General features: G+C 62.8%; 19 protein-coding genes. 12 read left to right on the plus strand and 7 right to left on the minus strand.

The window, feature by feature from the left end:
• Nucleotides 1-967: 967 nt before the first annotated feature.
• The 6 genes from hemA (at nt 968) to APH33_RS23645 (ending at nt 6,315) form a co-directional block, all read left to right on the plus strand.
• Entirely contained in the window at nt 968-2,245 is a 1,278-nt protein-coding gene (hemA, locus tag APH33_RS23620) for a glutamyl-tRNA reductase (protein WP_054887461.1), read from the plus strand.
• Nucleotides 2,242-3,324, plus strand: a complete 1,083-nt coding sequence (gene prfA, locus APH33_RS23625; RefSeq protein WP_054887462.1) for a peptide chain release factor 1 — start codon at nt 2,242-2,244, stop codon at nt 3,322-3,324. The genes hemA and prfA overlap by 4 nt, the downstream gene beginning before the upstream one ends.
• The gene (gene prmC / locus APH33_RS23630) at nt 3,324-4,154 is read left to right on the plus strand and encodes a peptide chain release factor N(5)-glutamine methyltransferase (RefSeq protein WP_054887463.1); all 831 of its coding nucleotides are present in this window, start codon (nt 3,324-3,326) and stop codon (nt 4,152-4,154) included. Before prfA ends, prmC begins: the two co-directional genes overlap by 1 nt.
• Complete coding sequence (locus APH33_RS23635) at nt 4,148-4,903, plus strand: molybdopterin-synthase adenylyltransferase MoeB (RefSeq protein ID WP_054887464.1); 756 nt, start codon at nt 4,148-4,150, stop codon at nt 4,901-4,903. Before prmC ends, APH33_RS23635 begins: the two co-directional genes overlap by 7 nt.
• Nucleotides 4,896-5,693 carry a glutamate racemase gene (gene murI / locus APH33_RS23640; RefSeq protein WP_054887465.1) on the plus strand — a complete coding sequence of 266 codons (798 nt, stop codon included), beginning with the start codon at nt 4,896-4,898 and terminating at the stop codon, nt 5,691-5,693. The genes APH33_RS23635 and murI overlap by 8 nt, the downstream gene beginning before the upstream one ends.
• 103 nt (nt 5,694-5,796) lie before the next feature.
• Nucleotides 5,797-6,315: an acyloxyacyl hydrolase gene (locus APH33_RS23645; RefSeq protein WP_054887466.1), complete on the plus strand. Its 519-nt coding sequence runs from the start codon at nt 5,797-5,799 to the stop codon at nt 6,313-6,315.
• 60 nt (nt 6,316-6,375) lie between these two features.
• Here APH33_RS23645 and APH33_RS23650 read toward each other — a convergent pair whose 3' ends face one another.
• From APH33_RS23650 to APH33_RS23670, 5 genes are all read right to left on the minus strand, one after another.
• Nucleotides 6,376-7,074: an SDR family oxidoreductase gene (locus APH33_RS23650; protein ID WP_156352047.1), complete on the minus strand. Its 699-nt coding sequence runs from the start codon at nt 7,072-7,074 to the stop codon at nt 6,376-6,378.
• Nucleotides 7,071-8,513, minus strand: coding sequence for a deoxyribodipyrimidine photo-lyase (gene phrB, locus APH33_RS23655; protein ID WP_054887468.1), 1,443 nt, complete (start codon nt 8,511-8,513; stop codon nt 7,071-7,073). Before phrB ends, APH33_RS23650 begins: the two co-directional genes overlap by 4 nt.
• A complete protein-coding gene (locus APH33_RS23660; RefSeq protein ID WP_054887469.1) occupies nt 8,504-9,403 on the minus strand; it encodes a MerR family transcriptional regulator in 900 nt (299 codons plus the stop codon). The genes phrB and APH33_RS23660 overlap by 10 nt, the downstream gene beginning before the upstream one ends.
• Nucleotides 9,393-10,361: a DUF523 and DUF1722 domain-containing protein gene (locus tag APH33_RS23665; RefSeq protein ID WP_054887470.1), complete on the minus strand. Its 969-nt coding sequence runs from the start codon at nt 10,359-10,361 to the stop codon at nt 9,393-9,395. The genes APH33_RS23660 and APH33_RS23665 overlap by 11 nt, the downstream gene beginning before the upstream one ends.
• Nucleotides 10,362-10,468: 107 nt before the next feature.
• Nucleotides 10,469-11,455 (minus strand): NAD(P)/FAD-dependent oxidoreductase, encoded by a 987-nt coding sequence (locus tag APH33_RS23670; RefSeq protein ID WP_054887471.1) that lies wholly within the window; start codon nt 11,453-11,455, stop codon nt 10,469-10,471.
• A 187-nt stretch (nt 11,456-11,642) separates the two neighbouring features.
• Between APH33_RS23670 and APH33_RS23675 the strand changes: the two genes are divergently transcribed.
• Both APH33_RS23675 and hemH read left to right on the plus strand, forming a co-directional pair.
• Nucleotides 11,643-12,548, plus strand: coding sequence for a TIGR01777 family oxidoreductase (locus APH33_RS23675; protein WP_054887472.1), 906 nt, complete (start codon nt 11,643-11,645; stop codon nt 12,546-12,548).
• Between the two features lie 13 nt (nt 12,549-12,561).
• Entirely contained in the window at nt 12,562-13,575 is a 1,014-nt protein-coding gene (gene hemH / locus APH33_RS23680; protein ID WP_054887473.1) for a ferrochelatase, read from the plus strand.
• A 130-nt stretch (nt 13,576-13,705) separates the two neighbouring features.
• Here the strand turns inward: hemH and APH33_RS23685 are convergent, their stop codons facing one another.
• The gene (locus tag APH33_RS23685) at nt 13,706-14,980 is read right to left on the minus strand and encodes a uracil-xanthine permease family protein (RefSeq protein WP_054887474.1); all 1,275 of its coding nucleotides are present in this window, start codon (nt 14,978-14,980) and stop codon (nt 13,706-13,708) included.
• A 2-nt stretch (nt 14,981-14,982) separates the two neighbouring features.
• Nucleotides 14,983-15,621, minus strand: coding sequence for a uracil phosphoribosyltransferase (upp, locus tag APH33_RS23690; RefSeq protein ID WP_054887475.1), 639 nt, complete (start codon nt 15,619-15,621; stop codon nt 14,983-14,985).
• A gap of 160 nt (nt 15,622-15,781) precedes the next feature.
• On the opposite strand from upp, the gene APH33_RS23695 reads away from it, so the two are divergent.
• The 4 genes from APH33_RS23695 (at nt 15,782) to APH33_RS23710 (ending at nt 17,696) form a co-directional block, all read left to right on the plus strand.
• Nucleotides 15,782-16,339, plus strand: coding sequence for a hypoxanthine-guanine phosphoribosyltransferase (locus APH33_RS23695; RefSeq protein ID WP_054887476.1), 558 nt, complete (start codon nt 15,782-15,784; stop codon nt 16,337-16,339).
• A 2-nt stretch (nt 16,340-16,341) separates the two neighbouring features.
• Entirely contained in the window at nt 16,342-16,815 is a 474-nt protein-coding gene (locus APH33_RS23700) for a WbuC family cupin fold metalloprotein (RefSeq protein ID WP_054887477.1), read from the plus strand.
• 52 nt (nt 16,816-16,867) lie between these two features.
• The gene (locus APH33_RS23705; protein ID WP_054887478.1) at nt 16,868-17,338 is read left to right on the plus strand and encodes a hypothetical protein; all 471 of its coding nucleotides are present in this window, start codon (nt 16,868-16,870) and stop codon (nt 17,336-17,338) included.
• Between the two features lie 67 nt (nt 17,339-17,405).
• Nucleotides 17,406-17,696, plus strand: coding sequence for a PA4642 family protein (locus tag APH33_RS23710; protein WP_027918322.1), 291 nt, complete (start codon nt 17,406-17,408; stop codon nt 17,694-17,696).
• Nucleotides 17,697-17,714 lie beyond the last annotated feature (18 nt).

The following is a 17,714-nucleotide window of genomic DNA, read 5'->3' on the forward strand; positions in this document are numbered from 1 at the left end:
TCTGTTATCTATGACGTATTTGCAATTTGATAGAAAAGACTCAAAAAGCTCGGTGTATTTTTGAGCAACGTAGCACTGGGTAATGAATGTGAGTGCCATGGGGACAATGATTGAAATCCCCACTATTCCCGGTTCCCAGGTCGTATTCACTTCAGGCTTTCCCGATATAGAAATTCACCGAAGGATTTGCCCTTTTCTCCAGCGTAATCACCAGCAGATTTTCCTCCTATAGCTCCTCCCACAACTGCGCAAGCAAGTGTGCCTGTCCCACCACTGGCGACGCCCAGAACTGCGCACACCGCTGGGCCAATATATGCGCCAGCATATGCTCCAGCGCTAGCACCTGCTAAACCACCAACCAAAGATGCAGTCTCGACGAACTGCGCTCTGCTGCATTCCTCCTCTCTCCCCAAGGTACAGGCCTTCTGAATCTCGAGTCCCGTAGCTCCCACTCCGAGTGCTACACCGATATAGCTGCCATTCTTGATCAGGCGCGCAGCTTTGCCCACCCCGGCAACCTTATCCGCATACCCCGAAATTTCGGACTTGGCCCGGTCAGTGATTGGCAGGCTAGGCACCGATATCGGGAAGGCAATAGAGGGACATCCATTTGGGAAATGGACTACAAGATTGTGGATAACTTTGCCTTAGATGTGTCGGGAAGTTTCATTGACAGGTGCTAATTGTAGGAAATATTCCCTTGTGACTTATGGACGCTCGGAGCGGAGAGTGTCACGAGGGGAGGCGACTGGGGGATTCGCTTCTCCTGCTCTGGCCTTTTCGCGGGCATGCCCGCTCCCACAGATTTTGCGCTTGCCTTGGCGGTGGGGTTTTTTCGGGCGGGGCGTGGACAGGGCTCCCTGGGGCCAGGTTGGTCCGCCCTATCACGACAATAGCGAACGGTGGTTGTTCTAAAACCTGCGAAAGAGGACAATTATCGGCTTCTCGTCACAACCAGCGACCTTGCATGGCCTTTCTTGCACTTGGTATCAACCATAAGACTGCCTCGGTAGACGTACGCGAGCGCGTGGCGTTTACCCCAGAGCAGCTGGTCGACGCCCTGCAGCAGCTCTGCCGACTGACCGCCAGCCGTGAGGCGGCGATCCTGTCGACCTGCAACCGTAGCGAGCTTTATATAGAGCAGGACCACCTGTCCGCCGACGCCGTTCTGCAATGGCTGGCCGAGTATCACCGGCTGAGCCTGGACGAACTGCGCGCCAGCGCCTACGTCCACGAAGAGCACGATGCGGTGAAGCACATGATGCGGGTCGCCTCCGGGCTCGATTCGCTGGTGCTCGGCGAACCGCAGATCCTCGGTCAGATGAAGTCCGCCTATGCGGTGGCGCGTGAGGCCGGCACCATCGGCCCGCTGCTCGGGCGCCTGTTCCAGGCCACCTTCAGCGCCGCCAAGCAGGTGCGCACCGACACCGCGATCGGCGAAAACCCGGTTTCCGTGGCATTCGCTGCGGTCAGCCTGGCCAAGCAGATCTTCAGCGACCTGGGCCGCAGCCAGGCCCTGCTGATCGGTGCCGGCGAAACCATCACCCTGGTCGCCCGTCACCTGCATGAACAAGGTGTGCGCCGCATCGTCGTGGCCAACCGCACCCTGGAGCGGGCGAGCATCCTCGCCGAGCAGTTCGGTGCCCATGCCGTGCTGCTGGCCGACATCCCGCAGGAGCTGGCCAACAGCGATATCGTCATCAGCTCCACAGCCAGCCAGTTGCCGATCCTCGGCAAGGGCGCGGTGGAAAGCGCGCTGAAGCAGCGCCGGCACAAACCGATCTTCATGGTCGATATCGCCGTCCCGCGTGACATCGAGCCGCAAGTGGGCGAACTCGACGACGTCTACCTGTACACCGTCGATGACCTGCACGAGGTGGTCGCGGAAAACCTCAAGAGCCGCCAGGGTGCAGCCCAGGCCGCCGAAGAGCTGGTTTCGGTGGGCGCCGAAGATTTCATGCTGCGCCTGCGCGAACTGGCCGCGGTCGATGTGCTGCGCGCCTACCGCCAGCAAAGCGAGCGCCTGCGCGACGAAGAACTGCAAAAGGCCCAGCGCCTGCTGGCCAATGGCGGCAACCCCGAAGAAGTATTGGCGCAACTGGCCCGGGGCCTGACCAACAAACTCCTGCATGCCCCTAGCGTGCAGCTGAAAAAGCTCTCGGCCGAGGGCCGCCTCGATGCGCTGGCCATGGCCCAGGAACTCTTTGCCCTCAACGAGGGCTCGACGGACAAATCCCCGCAATGAAAGCGTCGCTGCTGAACAAACTGGAGATTCTCCAGGACCGCTTCGAGGAACTCACCGCGCTGCTCGGTGACGCCGAAGTGATTTCCGACCAGACCCGCTTCCGCGCCTATTCCCGCGAATATGCCGAAGTCGAGCCGGTTCATGCCGCCTACAAAGAATGGCGCAAGGTGCAGGACGACCTTGAAGGCGCCCAGGCGCTGCTCAAGGACGCTGACCCCGACCTGCGCGAAATGGCCGTTGAAGAAGTGCGCGAAGCCAAGGAGCAGCTGGTCGAACTGGAGTCCAACCTGCAGCGCATGCTGCTACCCAAGGATCCCAACGATGGCCGCAACGTATTCCTCGAGATCCGTGCCGGTACTGGCGGTGACGAAGCGGCGATCTTCTCTGGCGACCTGTTCCGCATGTACTCGCGCTACGCCGAGAAGCGCGGCTGGCGCCTGGAGATTCTCTCCGAGAACGAAGGCGAGCACGGCGGTTACAAAGAGATCATCGCCCGTGTCGAAGGCGACAACGTGTACGGCAAGCTCAAGTTCGAGTCTGGCGCGCACCGTGTTCAGCGGGTGCCGGAAACCGAATCCCAGGGCCGTATCCACACCTCGGCCTGCACCGTTGCCGTGCTGCCCGAGCCTGACGAGCAAGCGGCAATCGAGATCAACCCGGCCGACCTGCGTGTAGATACCTACCGTGCCTCGGGTGCTGGTGGTCAGCATGTGAACAAGACCGACTCGGCGATCCGCATCACCCACTTGCCCACCGGCATCGTGGTCGAGTGCCAGGAAGAGCGTTCGCAACACAAGAACCGCGCCCGCGCCATGTCCTGGCTGTCGGCCAAGCTCAATGACATGCAGACCAGTGCCGCGCAGAACGCCATCGCCAGCGAGCGCAAGTTGCTGGTCGGCTCCGGTGACCGCTCCGAACGCATCCGTACCTACAATTACCCACAGGGACGGGTGACCGATCACCGCATCAACCTGACCCTGTACTCCCTCGACGACATCCTTGCCGGTGGCGTGGAGGCCGTCATCGAACCGCTGTTGGCCGAATACCAGGCCGACCAGCTGGCTGCCCTGGGGGACTGATGACCATCATTGCCAGCCTCCTGCGCAACGCGCAGCTGCCGGACTCGCCCAGCGAACGCCTGGACGCCGAACTGTTGCTCGCCGCTGCCATCGGCAAGTCGCGCAGCTTCCTGCACACCTGGCCCGAGCGCATCGTCAGCAGCGAAGATGCCGAGACCTACGCCAGCTACCTGCAGCGCCGCCGGGCCGGCGAGCCGGTGGCCTACATCCTCGGGCAGCAGGGCTTCTGGAAGCTCGACCTTGAAGTGGCGCCGCATACGCTGATTCCACGCCCGGATACCGAGCTGCTGGTCGAAACCGCCCTGGAGCTGCAGCCCGCATCGCCTGCCAAGGTCCTCGACCTGGGCACCGGCACTGGCGCCATCGCCCTGGCCCTGGCCAGCGATTGCCCGGCCTGGCAGGTAACGGCGGTGGACCGCGTCGAAGAGGCCGTGGCCTTGGCCGAGCGCAATCGCCAGCGCCTGGGCCTGAGTAACGTCCGGGTGCTGGTCAGCCACTGGTTTGGCAGCCTCGCCGGGCAACGTTTCGACCTGATTCTCAGCAACCCGCCATACATCCGCGCTGAAGACCCGCACCTGGTCGAGGGCGACGTGCGTTTCGAGCCCAGCAGTGCGCTGGTGGCTGGTAGCGATGGCCTTGATGACCTGCGGGTGATCGTCGCCCAGGCGCCTGAGCACCTGGTGCCGGGTGGCTGGCTGCTGCTCGAGCACGGTTACGACCAGGCGACGGACGTACGTGCCCTGTTGGCCGCACAAGGCTTCACCGAGGTGGCCAGCCGCAAGGACCTGGGTGGCCATGAGCGTATTTCACTGGGGCGTCTGCCATGTTGAGCGATCAGGAGCTGTTGCGTTACAGCCGGCAGATCCTGCTGGCCCAGGTGGACATCGATGGCCAACTGCGGCTCAAGCGCAGCAAGGCATTGATCGTCGGTCTCGGTGGCCTCGGCTCGCCAGTGGCGCTGTACCTGGCGGCTGCGGGCGTAGGTGAGCTGCACCTGGCCGACTTCGACACCGTCGACCTGACCAACCTGCAACGCCAGGTCATCCATGACAGCGACAGCGTCGGCATGAGCAAAGTGGATTCGGCGCTGCAGCGGCTGCAGGCGATCAACCCCGAGATCGCGCTGGTCGCCCACCGCCAGGCACTGGACCAAGACTCCCTGGCCGCTGCGGTGGCTGCGGTCGACCTGGTGCTGGACTGCTCTGACAACTTCGGCACCCGCGAGGCGGTCAATGCGGCCTGCTTCGCAGCGGGTAAACCCCTGGTGAGTGGCGCGGCGATCCGACTGGAAGGCCAGTTGTCGGTGTTCGACCCGCGTCGTGACTACAGCCCTTGCTACCACTGCCTGTACGGCCACGGCAGCGAAGATGAGCTGACCTGCAGCGAAGCCGGCGTGATCGGCCCGCTGGTTGGACTGGTGGGAAGCCTGCAGGCGCTGGAAGCGATGAAACTGCTGGCCGGCTTCGGTGAACCGCTGATAGGCCGCCTGCTGTTGATCGACGCCCTCGGCACGCGCCTGCGTGAGTTGCGGGTCAAGCGAGACCCGGCTTGTGCCGTGTGTGGCAAGCGCGATGGCTGATCGCTCGGCGCCGGTCGGCGTGATGGACTCGGGGGTCGGCGGTTTGTCGGTGCTCGCCGAAATCCAGCGCCTGTTGCCCAATGAGTCGCTGCTCTATGTGGGCGATTGCGGTCATGTGCCTTATGGCGAAAAGTCTGCGGACTACATCCGCCAGCGCTGCCGGCGCATCGCCGAGTTCTTCCAGGCGCAAGGTGCCAAGGCAATGGTCCTGGCCTGCAATACCGCGACCGTGGCTGCGGTCGGCGACCTGCGCGAGCTGTACCCCGACTGGCCCTTGGTCGGCATGGAGCCGGCGGTCAAGCCTGCTGCCGCCGCCACCCGCTCGGGCGTGGTCGGCGTGCTGGCCACCACCGGCACCTTGCAGAGTGCCAAGTTTGCCGCCTTGCTCGACCGTTTCGCCAACGACGTGCAAGTGGTCACCCAACCCTGCCCGGGACTGGTCGAGCTGATCGAAACCGGTGACCTCGGCAGCCCGCAGCTGCGCCAGTTGCTGCTGGGTTATGTGCAGCCGCTGCTCACCGCTGGCTGCGATACCTTGATCCTCGGCTGCACCCATTACCCGTTCCTGCGTTCGCTGCTGGCGCAGATGGTGCCCGCCGATGTGGCCATCATCGATACCGGAGCCGCCGTGGCGCGCCAGTTGCAACGCCTGCTGGCCGCACGCGATCTCCTGGCAGCGGGGCCGGCGCGTGATGCGGCATTCTGGACCAGCGGCGAACCGCAGGCCCTGAGAAACATCCTGCCAGTGCTGTGGCACAAGTCGGACGTCGTGCAACGCTTTCAGTTGTAAAAAAAATGTGAAAACAGCTGAACTATCGTTGCCTTGCCGATTTCTACCGATTTGCCTGACACAAGGCGAACACTAATAACAGCATCAGGAAAGGATGTTTTTCATGAGGAAGCTGATCGGTTTGGCGGCCGCTGCCGCGTTTACCCTGGGGCATGTGGTGGCAGCGCAAGCAGCCGATGTATCGTTTTCGGTGGGACAGACCGGTGATTCCACCATGGTTTACCGACTGGGCCTGCAGTCCAACTGGGATGCGAGCTGGTGGCAGACCAGCGTCGGCCGGCTGACTGGCTATTGGGACGGCGCCTACACCTATTGGGAGGGTGACGAGACGTCGAGCAACCACAGCCTTTCGTTTGCGCCCGTGTTCGTTTACGAATTCGCCGGTAATTCGGTAAAGCCGTATATCGAAGCGGGGATTGGTGTGGCGGCATTTGCCCATACCGAACTCGAGAGCAACAAGTTAGGTTCGGCGTTCCAGTTCGAAGACCGAATTGGCTTCGGCCTGCGTTTTGCCGGTGGGCATGAGGTCGGGGTAAGGGCGATTCACTATTCCAATGCGGGGATCCAGACCCCTAACGATGGTGTCGAGAGCTACAGCCTGCATTACCGCATGGCGCTCTGAGCCTGTGCCGGCCTCTTCGTGGGTTGAGCCGCGATGAGGCCGGGCCTGAGAACCCGCAACTTAGCGAGATAACGGCCACAGGCTGCTGATATCCAGCACTTCCAGCACCAACTCCGGTTCACGCAACGCCAGACGAGCGATCAGTTCATCTGCCGCACTGTGCGGCGTCCAGGCATCCGGGACGGCCTGCTCGGAGGTCACCGGCGTCTTCAGCGACTGCGGTGCCACCACGGTCAGGTCAACCCCCAGCCCTTTCAACGCCTGGCGCTGTTCGCGCGACCACTGCGGCAGATTGTTCCAGCCCGCCGAAACCTGGGTCGGTGAGTAGAGCTGCAAGGCCGAATAGCGATTGAAAATCGCCATGACCTGCGGCTGATGCCCCTTTGCCAGCAACGGCTGTGCACTGGCCAGGCAATGCTCGCCAGCCAGCTGGTTGTCAGTGACGATGGCCTCGAACACATCGCTGTCCGCCACGTCTTCGGCCAGGTAATCACTGGCCCCACCGTTGATGATCAATACGTCCAGCGAACACCAGGCATGGCATATCTGTTCTGCCGCCCTGGCGGCCGTGCCGTCTTCATGCAGTTGCCAAGGCAGGCGCAACAGCCGGCCACCATGGCGCACGGCCAGTGCGTCCAGTTCCTCGCTTCCTTTGCCACTTGCGGCAACCCGGTGCCCTTGCTCGAGCAACCGCTCCACCAAGGCCAGACCCAGTCCGTTGCTGGCCCCCGTAACCCAGAAACTACGCGAGTAATTCAAGATGCTGCCCTCTGATCCTGCCGGCGTGGTAGGCCCTTGAAGGCTTCCAGTGCACGCTGGCGACTGCTGCCGAGATCGACAATCGGACTGTGATACGAATTATTAGCAAAAAGATCGGCTGACTTCACTGGCTGGTGGATGGATTTTTCGTCCAGCCCGCGCAATTCCGGTAGCCAGTAGCGAATGAAGCGGCCTTCGGGGTCGAACCGCTGCGACTGGGAAACCGGGTTGAAGATGCGGAAATAGGGCACTGCGTCGGTGCCGGTGGAGGCACTCCATTGCCAGCCGCCATTGTTGGCGGCCAGATCACCGTCTATCAGATGGCGCATGAAGTGCCGTTCGCCCAGGCGCCAGTCGATCAGCAGGTTCTTGCTAAGGAACATCGCGACGATCATGCGCAGGCGGTTGTGCATCCAGCCGGTGTGCAGCAGTTGGCGCATGGCCGCGTCAATGATCGGGAAGCCGGTACGCCCCTCCTGCCAGGCCTTGAAATCGTCTGGCGCATCGCGCCAGGGCAGGGCTTCGGTCTGGGGGCGGAAGGCACGATGCCTGGAGACCTGTGGGTAACCTGTCAGGATGTGCTTGTAGAACTCGCGCCAGAGTAATTCGTTGATCCACGTCTGCACGCCGCTGCTGCCACTGTCGAGCTCGCCGCGGTTGCTGGCCAGCGCTGCGTGCAGGCATTGGCGGGGCGAGATCACGCCAGCAGCCAGGTAGGCAGAAAGTTGGCTGGTGCCAGGTTTGGCCGGGAGGTCGCGCAGGTGCGCATAGTCTTCGACCGTTTCATCGATGAAGCGGGCAAGCCGCGCCTGCGCCTGGTCTTCACCGGCGGGCCAGTAATCACTCAGCGCAACGGCGGGCTTGTCGAAGCCATCGATATGCTGCGGGATCGGGTCGCTGGCGATATCCAGTGGCTGCTGGCGCTTCACCCGCGGGGCCAGTGTCGGCAGGCTGCGGTGCAGGTGTTCCAGGCAGACCTTTTTGAACTGGGAAAAGACTTGGAAGTAGTCACCGTTGCGAGTCACGATGGTGCCCGGGCGGAAGAACAGCTGGTCCAGGTAGCTGTGAGCGCGCACACCGGCATTCTCCAGCAGCTTGCGCGTGGCTGCATCACGCTGCTCCTCGTTGATGCCGTATTCGTCGTTCCAGTGCACCGCTTCGATGTTGTGCCGCCGGCACACGTCGAGCAGGGTTGCCGGCGCCTGGTCCCACGTGTCGATCTTGCGCACCAGCAGTGGAATGTTCAGTTGCTCCAGTGCCTGGCGCAGCTGGCGCAGGTTGCGCAGCCAGAAGTCGACCTTGCAGGCAGCGTCGTCGTGGGCCTGCCATTGGCCGGGGCTGGCCAGCCACAAGGCCACGGTCGGGCCGCGTTCGCAGGCGACGCTGAGGGCGGAGTTGTCGTCGATGCGCAGGTCGCTGCGCAGCCAGATCAGTTGCATGGGGCACTCGTCTCTACAGGCTGGCGCACATTGCCTTGCAGCACACGCAATGCCGCCTGCGGGGTATCGAACAGGAAAAGGTCGGGCAGATCGAAAGCGTGCAGCTCGGCTTGGTGCAGGGCGAGGGTGGCGCCGCCCAGCAGCTTGGTCACACCGATGCCCTGCAAGGTCCGCTGCAAGGTGCTGGCATCGATGCGTGGGCCAAGGTGCATCAGCACGGCCCAAGGTTGCAGGGTGGTCACGGCACGTTGTAGCTGCGCGCCGCCCACCGGTTGTTCAAGCACCTCTACGGGGATGCCGTTGCTGCTTAGCAGCCAGGCGCACAGCCACAGGCTTGGATCGAACGGGCGCTCGCTGTCTTCGCAGAGCAGCACGGCCGGCCCCTGCAACGATTGATTGTCGTGATACACCCGAGCCCCTAGCTTGCTGCGTAGCCAGGTATGGAAAAACACCTGTTCGAGGCGCGCGTTGAAGTGGCTGCGCCAGCGCACCGCGAGGGATGCCAGCAGTGGCAGCAGCAACTGTTCGCACAGCGTCACGGCGGGGTACAACGCCATCACCTGGTTCAGTTGCTGGTCGAGACTGCGTTGGGAAAGGTGGGCAATGGCTTCGATCAACTGCAGCTGGCGCGGCTGCCAGTCGCCCATCGGCGCACGCTTCACCGGTTGATCGAGCAGCTCACGAACCTGACCGACCGAAGCACCACGTTCAAGCCAGCCGAGTATCGCCTGAACCCGTTCGAGCTGGTCTTGCCCATACAAGCGATGCCCTTTGGCGGTGCGTTGCGGCTTCAGCAAGCCATAGCGACGCTCCCAGGCGCGCAAGGTGACCGGGTTGACGCCGGTGCGCCGGGCCAGCTCGCCAATCGGCACGAGCGTTTCAGACAGCATTGCGCAGCCCCAGGCTGGCAGGGTGGGGCTGCAGGTAAGTCTGCTGTTGCAGGTAAGGATCGGGATGCTTGCGCAGGTGATGCTTGAGCAGCGTCAGTGGCACCACCAGCGGTACTTCACCTTGCTGGTACTGACCGATGAGGTGCTGCAGCTCAGCTTTGTCCTGCTGTGTCAGCGAGTCCTTGAAGTAGCCGCTCAGGTGCTGCAGGACATTGCCGTGGGTACCCCGGCTGGCGCAACGCCGTAGCGCTTGCATCAGCTGGCTGAAGTAGCGAGCCCCGATCTGCTCGGGATCGTCTTCCCGGCTCATGCTGCCCAGCAGGCGGCCGAGCTGGCGGTAGGCCTGGGGATTGTTGGCCATCAGCAGGTACTTGTAGCGTGAATGGAAACGCACCAGGGCGCCACGGCTCAACCCTTGCGCCAGCAATTGCTGCCAGTCGGCGTAGGCGTAGACGCGGCTGATGAAATTTTCGCGCAGCACCGGATCGTGCAGGCGTCCTTCCTCCTCGACCGGCAGGTCCGGGCGACGGGCGCAGAAGGCAGCGGCATAGGCCCCCATGCCGCCTTGCGGCGCAGGATAGCCGTTTTCCTGATAGACCTTGACCCGCTCCAGGCCGCAGGAGGGTGACTTCTGCATGAAGATGTAGCCACAGATGTCATCGAGCTCATTGGCCATCTGTTCGCCATAGTCGCGCAGGGGAGCGGTCAGGTCGGTCTCCGGGTTGCGCGTGCCAACCACGGCGGGTTGCGAGGGGTCGCCGACCAGGCGGATCGGGTCGCGTGGCACGCCCAGGCCGATGGCGACTTCAGGGCATACCGGCAGCCAATCGAAGTGCGCTTGCAGTTGTTCACGGCACAGGTCGGAAGCCTTGTGCCCGCCGTTGTAGCGCACGCTATGGCCGGTCAGGCAGGCGCTGATGGCAATGCGGGGCTTAGATGCGGGTGCAGGATCTGGCATGGCTGTCTCCGAAAACTTGTACAAAGAATCTATTACGTACAAGTTTATTCCAGCACAGCCGGGAAGTTATGCAAACTAGTATTTTTGTATAGCGCTGCCGCGCGACGTTAGTCCAGGTGCTCCAACAGCCGCCGCGCAGCTTCCTGGCCACTGAGCCAGGCGCCTTCGACACGGCCTGACAGGCACCAGTCGCCACAGGCATAGAGGCCTTGGTCGGCATCGGCCAGCGCACCCCATTCGTGATTGCTGGTTGGCCGCGCATACAGCCAGCGGTGGGCCAGGGCGAAGCTCGGGGCCGGGACCACGCAGCCGATCAGCTCGGCGAATTCACCCCGCAGGTGCTCGATCACTTCTTCCTTGGCCAGGTCGATGTGCTGCCTGCTCCAGTCGGATGTGGCATGCAGCACCCAGGTATCGAGATGTTCTTCGCGGCCGGGTTTGCTGCGGTTACGGGCCAGCCAGTCGAGTGCGCTCCCTTGCACGAAGCAGCCTTGCATCGGCGTATCCAGCGCTGCCTGGAAGGCCAGCGCGACGGCCCAGGTCGGTTCCATCTGCACCCCGGCTGCCACGGCCGCGAGCTTCGGCGTGGCGGCCAGCAATTGGGTGGCCTGGGGCGCGGGTACGGCGATCACCACGCGGCTGAACGGGCCATGGCTGCAACCTTCGGTATCCTGCAGGTGCCAGAATTGCTTGCCGCGGAACACTTCGGCGATACGGCAGCCGAAGTTCACCGTGACGTCCTTGAGCAGGCCGCGGGTGATGGCGCTCATGCGGGGCACGCCTACCCAACGGGTCTGTTCATCGGGAGAGGGGGTCAGTTCACCGTCCCGGTAGTTGTACAGCTGGGGCTTCCACTGCGCGGCCCAGCCGGCAGCCACCCACTGCTGCACCTGCTCGACGAAGCGCCGGTCACGGGCGGTGAAATACTGCGCACCCAGGTCCAGTGCGCCGGCTTCGCTGCGCTTGCTGGCCATGCGCCCGCCGCTGCCATGGCCTTTGTCGAACAAGTGAACGGACTGCCCGGCCTTCTGCAGGGCCTGGGCGGCGGACAGGCCGGCGATGCCGGCACCGATGATGGCAATAGGTACTGTCATGATGGCCTCTTCGAACCTTGCTGTAGGCAGACTACGCTGTCAGGCAAACCTGTACAATGTACAATTTCTGTATAAGGTTATTCCGCTTCATAGGCAACTTGGCCTATGGTTATCCGAGAGCGATAGGTCTGGAAAAGTGCCTTGTTCTTAAAAATAGACCATGGCCGCACGCTGCGAGGACACAGGCATGCATATATTGCTGACAGGTGGTACCGGGTTGATCGGCCAGCACCTTTGCCAGTACTGGCTGGGCAAGGGGCATCGCCTGACCGTGTGGAGCCGGCGCCCTGAACACGTCTCGCGATTGTGTGGCAGCGGGGTGCGCGGCATTGGCCGGCTGGAGGATCTGGGCCCTGATGAGCAGGTGGATGCAGTGGTCAATCTGGCCGGTGCGCCGATCGCCGATCGGCCCTGGTCGGCCGCGCGCCGCAACCTGCTGTGGGCCAGCCGCATCACCCTCACCGAGCAGCTGCTGGCCTGGCTGGGCAACCGTGAACAGCGCCCGGAGGTGCTGATTTCCGGTTCCGCCGTAGGCTGGTATGGCGATGGCGGCGAACGCGAACTGACCGAGGCCTCTGCGCCGGTTCGCGAGGACTTCGCCAGCCAGCTGTGCATCGCCTGGGAAGAAACCGCCCAGCGCGCACAGCAGCTTGGCATTCGCGTGGTGCTGGTGCGCACCGGGCTGGTACTGGCTAGCGACGGTGGTTTCCTGTCGCGCCTGCGCTTGCCGTTCAAGCTGGGGCTGGGCGGGCCGTTGGGGAATGGCCGGCAGTGGATGCCGTGGGTGCATATCGACGACCAGATCGCCCTGATAGATTTTCTCTTGCAGCACAAGGATACCAGCGGTCCCTATAATGCCTGCGCACCAGAGCCGGTGCGCAACCGCGATTTCGCCAAGGCCCTGGGGCGCACGCTGCATCGGCCTGCATTCATGCCGATGCCCGGCTTGCTGCTCAAGGCCGGTCTCGGCGAGCTGTCGACCTTGCTGCTCGGCGGTCAGCGAGCGCGCCCGGTGCGCTTGCTGGCGGCAGGCTTCACTTTCCGCTTCAACGATCTGCAATCGGCCCTGGGCAACTTGTCCAGCCGCCTCTGACAAAGGACGCTGCATGACCGATCACGCTTTACTGCTGGTTAACCTGGGTTCGCCGGCCTCCACCTCGGTGGCCGATGTGCGCCGCTACCTCAACCAGTTCCTCATGGACCCCTACGTGATCGACTTGCCCTGGCCGGTGCGACGCCTGCTGGTGTCGCTGATCCTGATCAAGCGCCCGGAGCAGTCGGCGCACGCCTACGCCTCTATCTGGTGGGATGAAGGCTCGCCACTGGTGGTCCTGACCCGTCGCCTGCAGGCGGCGATGGTCGAACACTGGCCACACGGGCCGGTGGAAATCGCCATGCGCTACGGTGAGCCGGCGTTGCCCGAGGTGCTGGCGCGTCTGGCTGCGCAAGGTGTGCGTAAAGTGACCTTGGCGCCGCTTTATCCGCAGTTCGCCGACAGCACGGTCACCACGGTGGTGGAACAGGCAAAGCAGACGTTGGCCGAGCGCCAGCTGCCGTTGCAGTTGCGCGTGCTGAAGCCGTTCTACGACCATCCTGAGTACATCAACGCGTTGGTCGCCAGCGCCCGGCCTTACCTCGAGCAGGACTTCGACCATCTGTTGCTGAGTTTCCATGGCTTGCCGGAGCGGCACCTGAAGAAGCTGTACCCGGCCGGCAAGCACGATCTGCGTTCAGCCGACTGCTGCCGCGATGCCAGCGCCGAAGTGCGTGCCGTGTGTTACCGCGGGCAGTGCCTGGCTACGGCCAAGGCCTTCGCGGCGAAGATGGGCATTGCGGATGGCAAGTGGTCGGTGTCGTTCCAGTCGCGGTTGGGGCGTGACAAGTGGATCGAGCCTTACACCGAGACGCGCCTGGACGAGCTGGCCAAAGCCGGGGTGAAGAAGCTGCTGGTGATGTGCCCGGCGTTCGTTGCCGATTGCATCGAGACGCTGGAAGAGATCGGCATGCGTGGCAGCGAGCAGTTTGTCGAAGCGGGCGGCAGGGAGCTGGTGCTGGTGCCGTGCCTGAATGATCACCCGGAGTGGGTGAAGGTGCTGGCGGGGATGTGTGAAAAGGCCTGAGTGGTGCTAAGTCTGATCCGGCCTCTTCGCGGGTAACCCGCTCCCACAGGTACTGCACATGCATCAGGGCAGTGGTGAACCTGTGGGAGCGGGTTTACCCGCGAAGAGGCCAGGTCAGGTCAAGGCCGGATCAAGGCAATTGATCATCCAGCTTCTTGTGCTTCCAGCCGTCATTGCCCGGCAGGATCAGGTTCAGGGCGATGGCCACGAGGGCACACAGCGCAATACCCTTCAGGCCCCAGTCATCCGGGCCGTCGCCACTGCCGATCAGCACGCCGCCGATACCGAACACCAGGGTCACTGAAACGATCACCAGGTTGCGCGCTTCGGCCAGGTCGATCTTGTGGCGGATCATGGTGTTCATGCCCACCGCCGCGATCGAACCGAACAGCAGGCACAGAATGCCGCCCATGACCGGCACCGGGATGCTCTGCAGCAGCGCGCCGAACTTGCCGATGAAAGCCAGGGTGATGGCAAAGACTGCCGCCCAGGTCATGATCTTCGGGTTGTAGTTCTTGGTCAGCATCACCGCACCGGTCACTTCGGCGTAGGTGGTGTTGGGCGGGCCGCCGAACAGGCCGGCTGCGGTGGTGGCCAGGCCGTCACCCAGCAGGGTGCGGTGCAGGCCGGGTTTCTTCAGGTAGTCGCGGCCGGTCACACTGCCGACTGCAATCACCCCGCCAATGTGCTCGATCGCCGGCGCCAGGGCGACCGGCACGATGAACAGAATTGCCTGCCAGTTGAACGCCGGTGCGGTGAAGTTGGGGATTTCCAGCCAAGGTGCGGCGGCGATCTTGGCGGTGTCGACCACGCCAAAGGCGAACGACAGGGCAAAGCCCACCAGCACGCCGGCAATGATCGGTACCAGGCGGAAGATGCCCTTGCCGAACACCGCGACGATCAGGGTCGTCAGCAGCGCAGGCATGGAGATCAGCATCGCGGTCTTGTATGGCAGCAGCACGCTGCCGTCACCGGCCTTGCCCATCGCCATGTTGGCGGCGATCGGGGCCATGGCCAGGCCGATGGAAATGATCACCGGGCCGATGACGACCGGCGGCAGCATGCGGTCGATGAAACCGGTGCCCTTGATCTTCACCATCAAGCCCATGAAGGTGTACACGAAGCCTGCGGCCATCACGCCGCCCATGGTCTCGGCCAGGCCGAACTGGCCCTTGGCGAGGATGATCGGGGTGATGAAGGCAAAGCTCGATGCCAGGAATACCGGTACCTGGCGGCCGGTGACCAGTTGGAACAGCAGGGTACCGATGCCGGCGGTGAACAATGCCACGTTGGGGTCGAGGCCGGTGATCAGCGGCATCAGCACCAGCGCGCCGAATGCCACGAAGAGCATCTGCGCGCCCGAGACGACCTGGCGCCAGAGCGGGTCGTTGAAGCCGTCCTGCATGGTCAGGCGTCCTTCTGCTTGGTGCCGAAGATCTTGTCACCGGCATCGCCCAGGCCTGGGACGATGTAACCATGCTCGTTGAGGCGCTGGTCGATCGAAGCGGTGTAGATCTGCACGTCCGGGTGGGCTTTCTCCACCACTTCGATACCTTCTGGCGCGGCGACCAGCACCATGGCGCGGATCTCCTTGCAACCGGCCTTTTTCAGCAGGTCGATGGTGGCCACCATCGAACCGCCGGTGGCGAGCATCGGGTCGATGATCAGGGCCAGGCGCTGGTTGATGTCTGGCGCGAGCTTTTCCAGGTAGGTGTGTGCTTCGAGGGTTTCTTCGTTGCGGGCAACACCCACGGCGCTGACCTTGGCGCCCGGGATCAGGCTGAGTACGCCGTCGAGCATGCCGATGCCGGCGCGCAGGATCGGTACCACGGTGATCTTCTTGCCGGCTATTTTTTCAACTTGTACCTTGCCGCACCAGCCGTCGATCTCATAGCTTTCGAGGGGCAGGTCCTGGGTGGCTTCGTAGGTCAGGAGGGCGCCGACTTCCTGGGCGAGTTCGCGAAAATTCTTGGTGCTGATGTCGGCACGGCGCATCAGGCCGAGCTTGTGGCGGATCAGCGGATGGCGGATCTCACGAGTAGGCATAGGGGGCTCCGAAAGGCGGGCAAAAAAACCGCGCTAGATTAATCTATTCAGCCTTTGCTGTCGTGTAGTCCTTTTGCACGTTAGTCCATAAATGCTTGATCTGTGACGAGCGGATGCGTACCTTTGCCCGCTTTTCCAAAATGCCCCCCTGGAGAGCGCCATGTCCGCCGATCTCGAGCACATCCGTCAAGTCATGCGCGAGGCAGACTGCCTTTACAACGAAGCTGAAGTCGAAGCGGCCATCGCCAAGGTCGGCGAGCAGATCTGCAAGGACCTGCACGACACCAACCCAGTGGTGTTCTGCGTGATGAACGGCGGCCTGATCTTTGCTGGCAAACTGCTGACCCACCTGCAGTTCCCGCTGGAGGTCTCGTACATCCATGCCACCCGTTACCGTAACCAGACCAGTGGTGGCGAGTTGTTCTGGAAGGCCAAGCCGGAAGTGTCGTTCATCGACCGTGACGTGCTGATCGTCGACGACATCCTCGATGAAGGCCACACCCTCAGCGCCATCATCGAATTCTGCAAGCATGCCGGCGCGCGCGCGGTGCACACTGCGGTGCTCATCGACAAGGACCACGACCGCAAGGCCAGCCCAGGCTTGAAAGCCAGTTATGCCGGCCTGCCGTGCATTGATCGCTATATCTTTGGTTACGGAATGGACTATAAAGGCTACTGGCGTAACGCTAACGGCATTTTCGCGGTCAAGGGACTGTAACCATGAGCCAGCCTGCATTCATCGACCAAACGTTGCTTACCGGGCTGGCGCAAAAAGCCGCCGATGCGCCGCGTCTGCGGCACCATCACAACTTCCATGAGATGGCAGACCCTTGCCACCGCCTGGCGATCGGCTTGCAACCCTCGACCTACATCGCGCCGCACCGGCACCTGAGCGACGACAAGGCTGAAACCATGCTGGTGCTCAAAGGCCGCCTCGGTCTGTTGCTGTTCGATGAGCAGGGCGCGCTGACTGGCACCCGCATCCTCGAAGCGGGCGGCGAGTGCATGGGGGTAGACCTGCCGCCGGGCGTCTACCATGGTCTGGTGGCGCTCGACCCCAACACCATCATGTTCGAATGCAAGGCCGGCCCTTACCGCCAGTTGGTCGAGGGTGAGCATGCCGCCTGGGCGCCACGTGAAGGTGAACCCGGCGCGGCTGAATACCAAGCCTGGATGCTCGCGCAGTTCGATTGAGTTCTGCTGTTGCCTGCGTGCTAGAGTGCGCCTTCATGCCAAGGAGCCTCACATGCGTGCGATTCTTCCCCTGCTGCTGGCGGTGAGCCTGCCTCTCGCCGCCGCGCCGCTGCACAGCCAGTTCCTGCCCCCCGATGACCAGTCCCTGCGCCAGGAAGCGCCGACCGGCCAGCAGTTGCTGCAAGTAACCGACTACTCGGTAGTGGTGGGGGCACAGCGCCAGTCCGACCAGCAGCCGATCCCGATCACGGCTTCGCTGCAGATGCGCCTGAAGGGCAAACCGCTGAACAAGGGCGCGACCATCAGCCAGGTGTTGCTCAACTTCGATGGCGAGGCGGGCAAAAGCCTGAAGAAGCCAGTGTTCGACGAAAAGTCGCGAACCTTGAGCCTGAATTACCCGGTCGGCGATTACCGGGTGATCATGGACCTGCTGCGTAACGAGACCGTCTATGTGCAGTTCCTGACCTACGCCAATGGCCACATCTGGGCCGACCTGCACACCGGTACCGTACGTTCGCGTTGAGGCGCGCTGGCTGTGGGGGGTAAACTGCCGGCCTTCGAAATTCCATGATGGTCAGTTGGAGCCGGCAATGCGCAAAGACAAGAAGCAGGTGATTGGTGACGAAATCAGCGACGACTACATCAAGTCGTTCCTACAGTTTGAGCCGGCCGATGGCGTGACCTCGCCTTCGCACCACAAGCTGATCAAAGGCTACCGCGGCCTGCGTGTCGATGACTTCGAGCGCTTCGTAGGCTTCTTCGTCGAGGCTGGCCTGGACCTGGATGGCAAGGACGAGCACGGCAAGACCTTCGTCGAGGTGATCGCCGACCAGCGTAACGCGCCGGAGTACGTCGAGATCATCGCCAAGGCCCGCGGCTGATAGAGATTCCAGGCACAA

Source organism: Pseudomonas sp. NBRC 111130, assembly GCF_001320485.1.
In the GTDB taxonomy this organism is placed as follows: Bacteria; Pseudomonadota; Gammaproteobacteria; order Pseudomonadales; family Pseudomonadaceae; genus Aquipseudomonas; species Aquipseudomonas vlassakiae.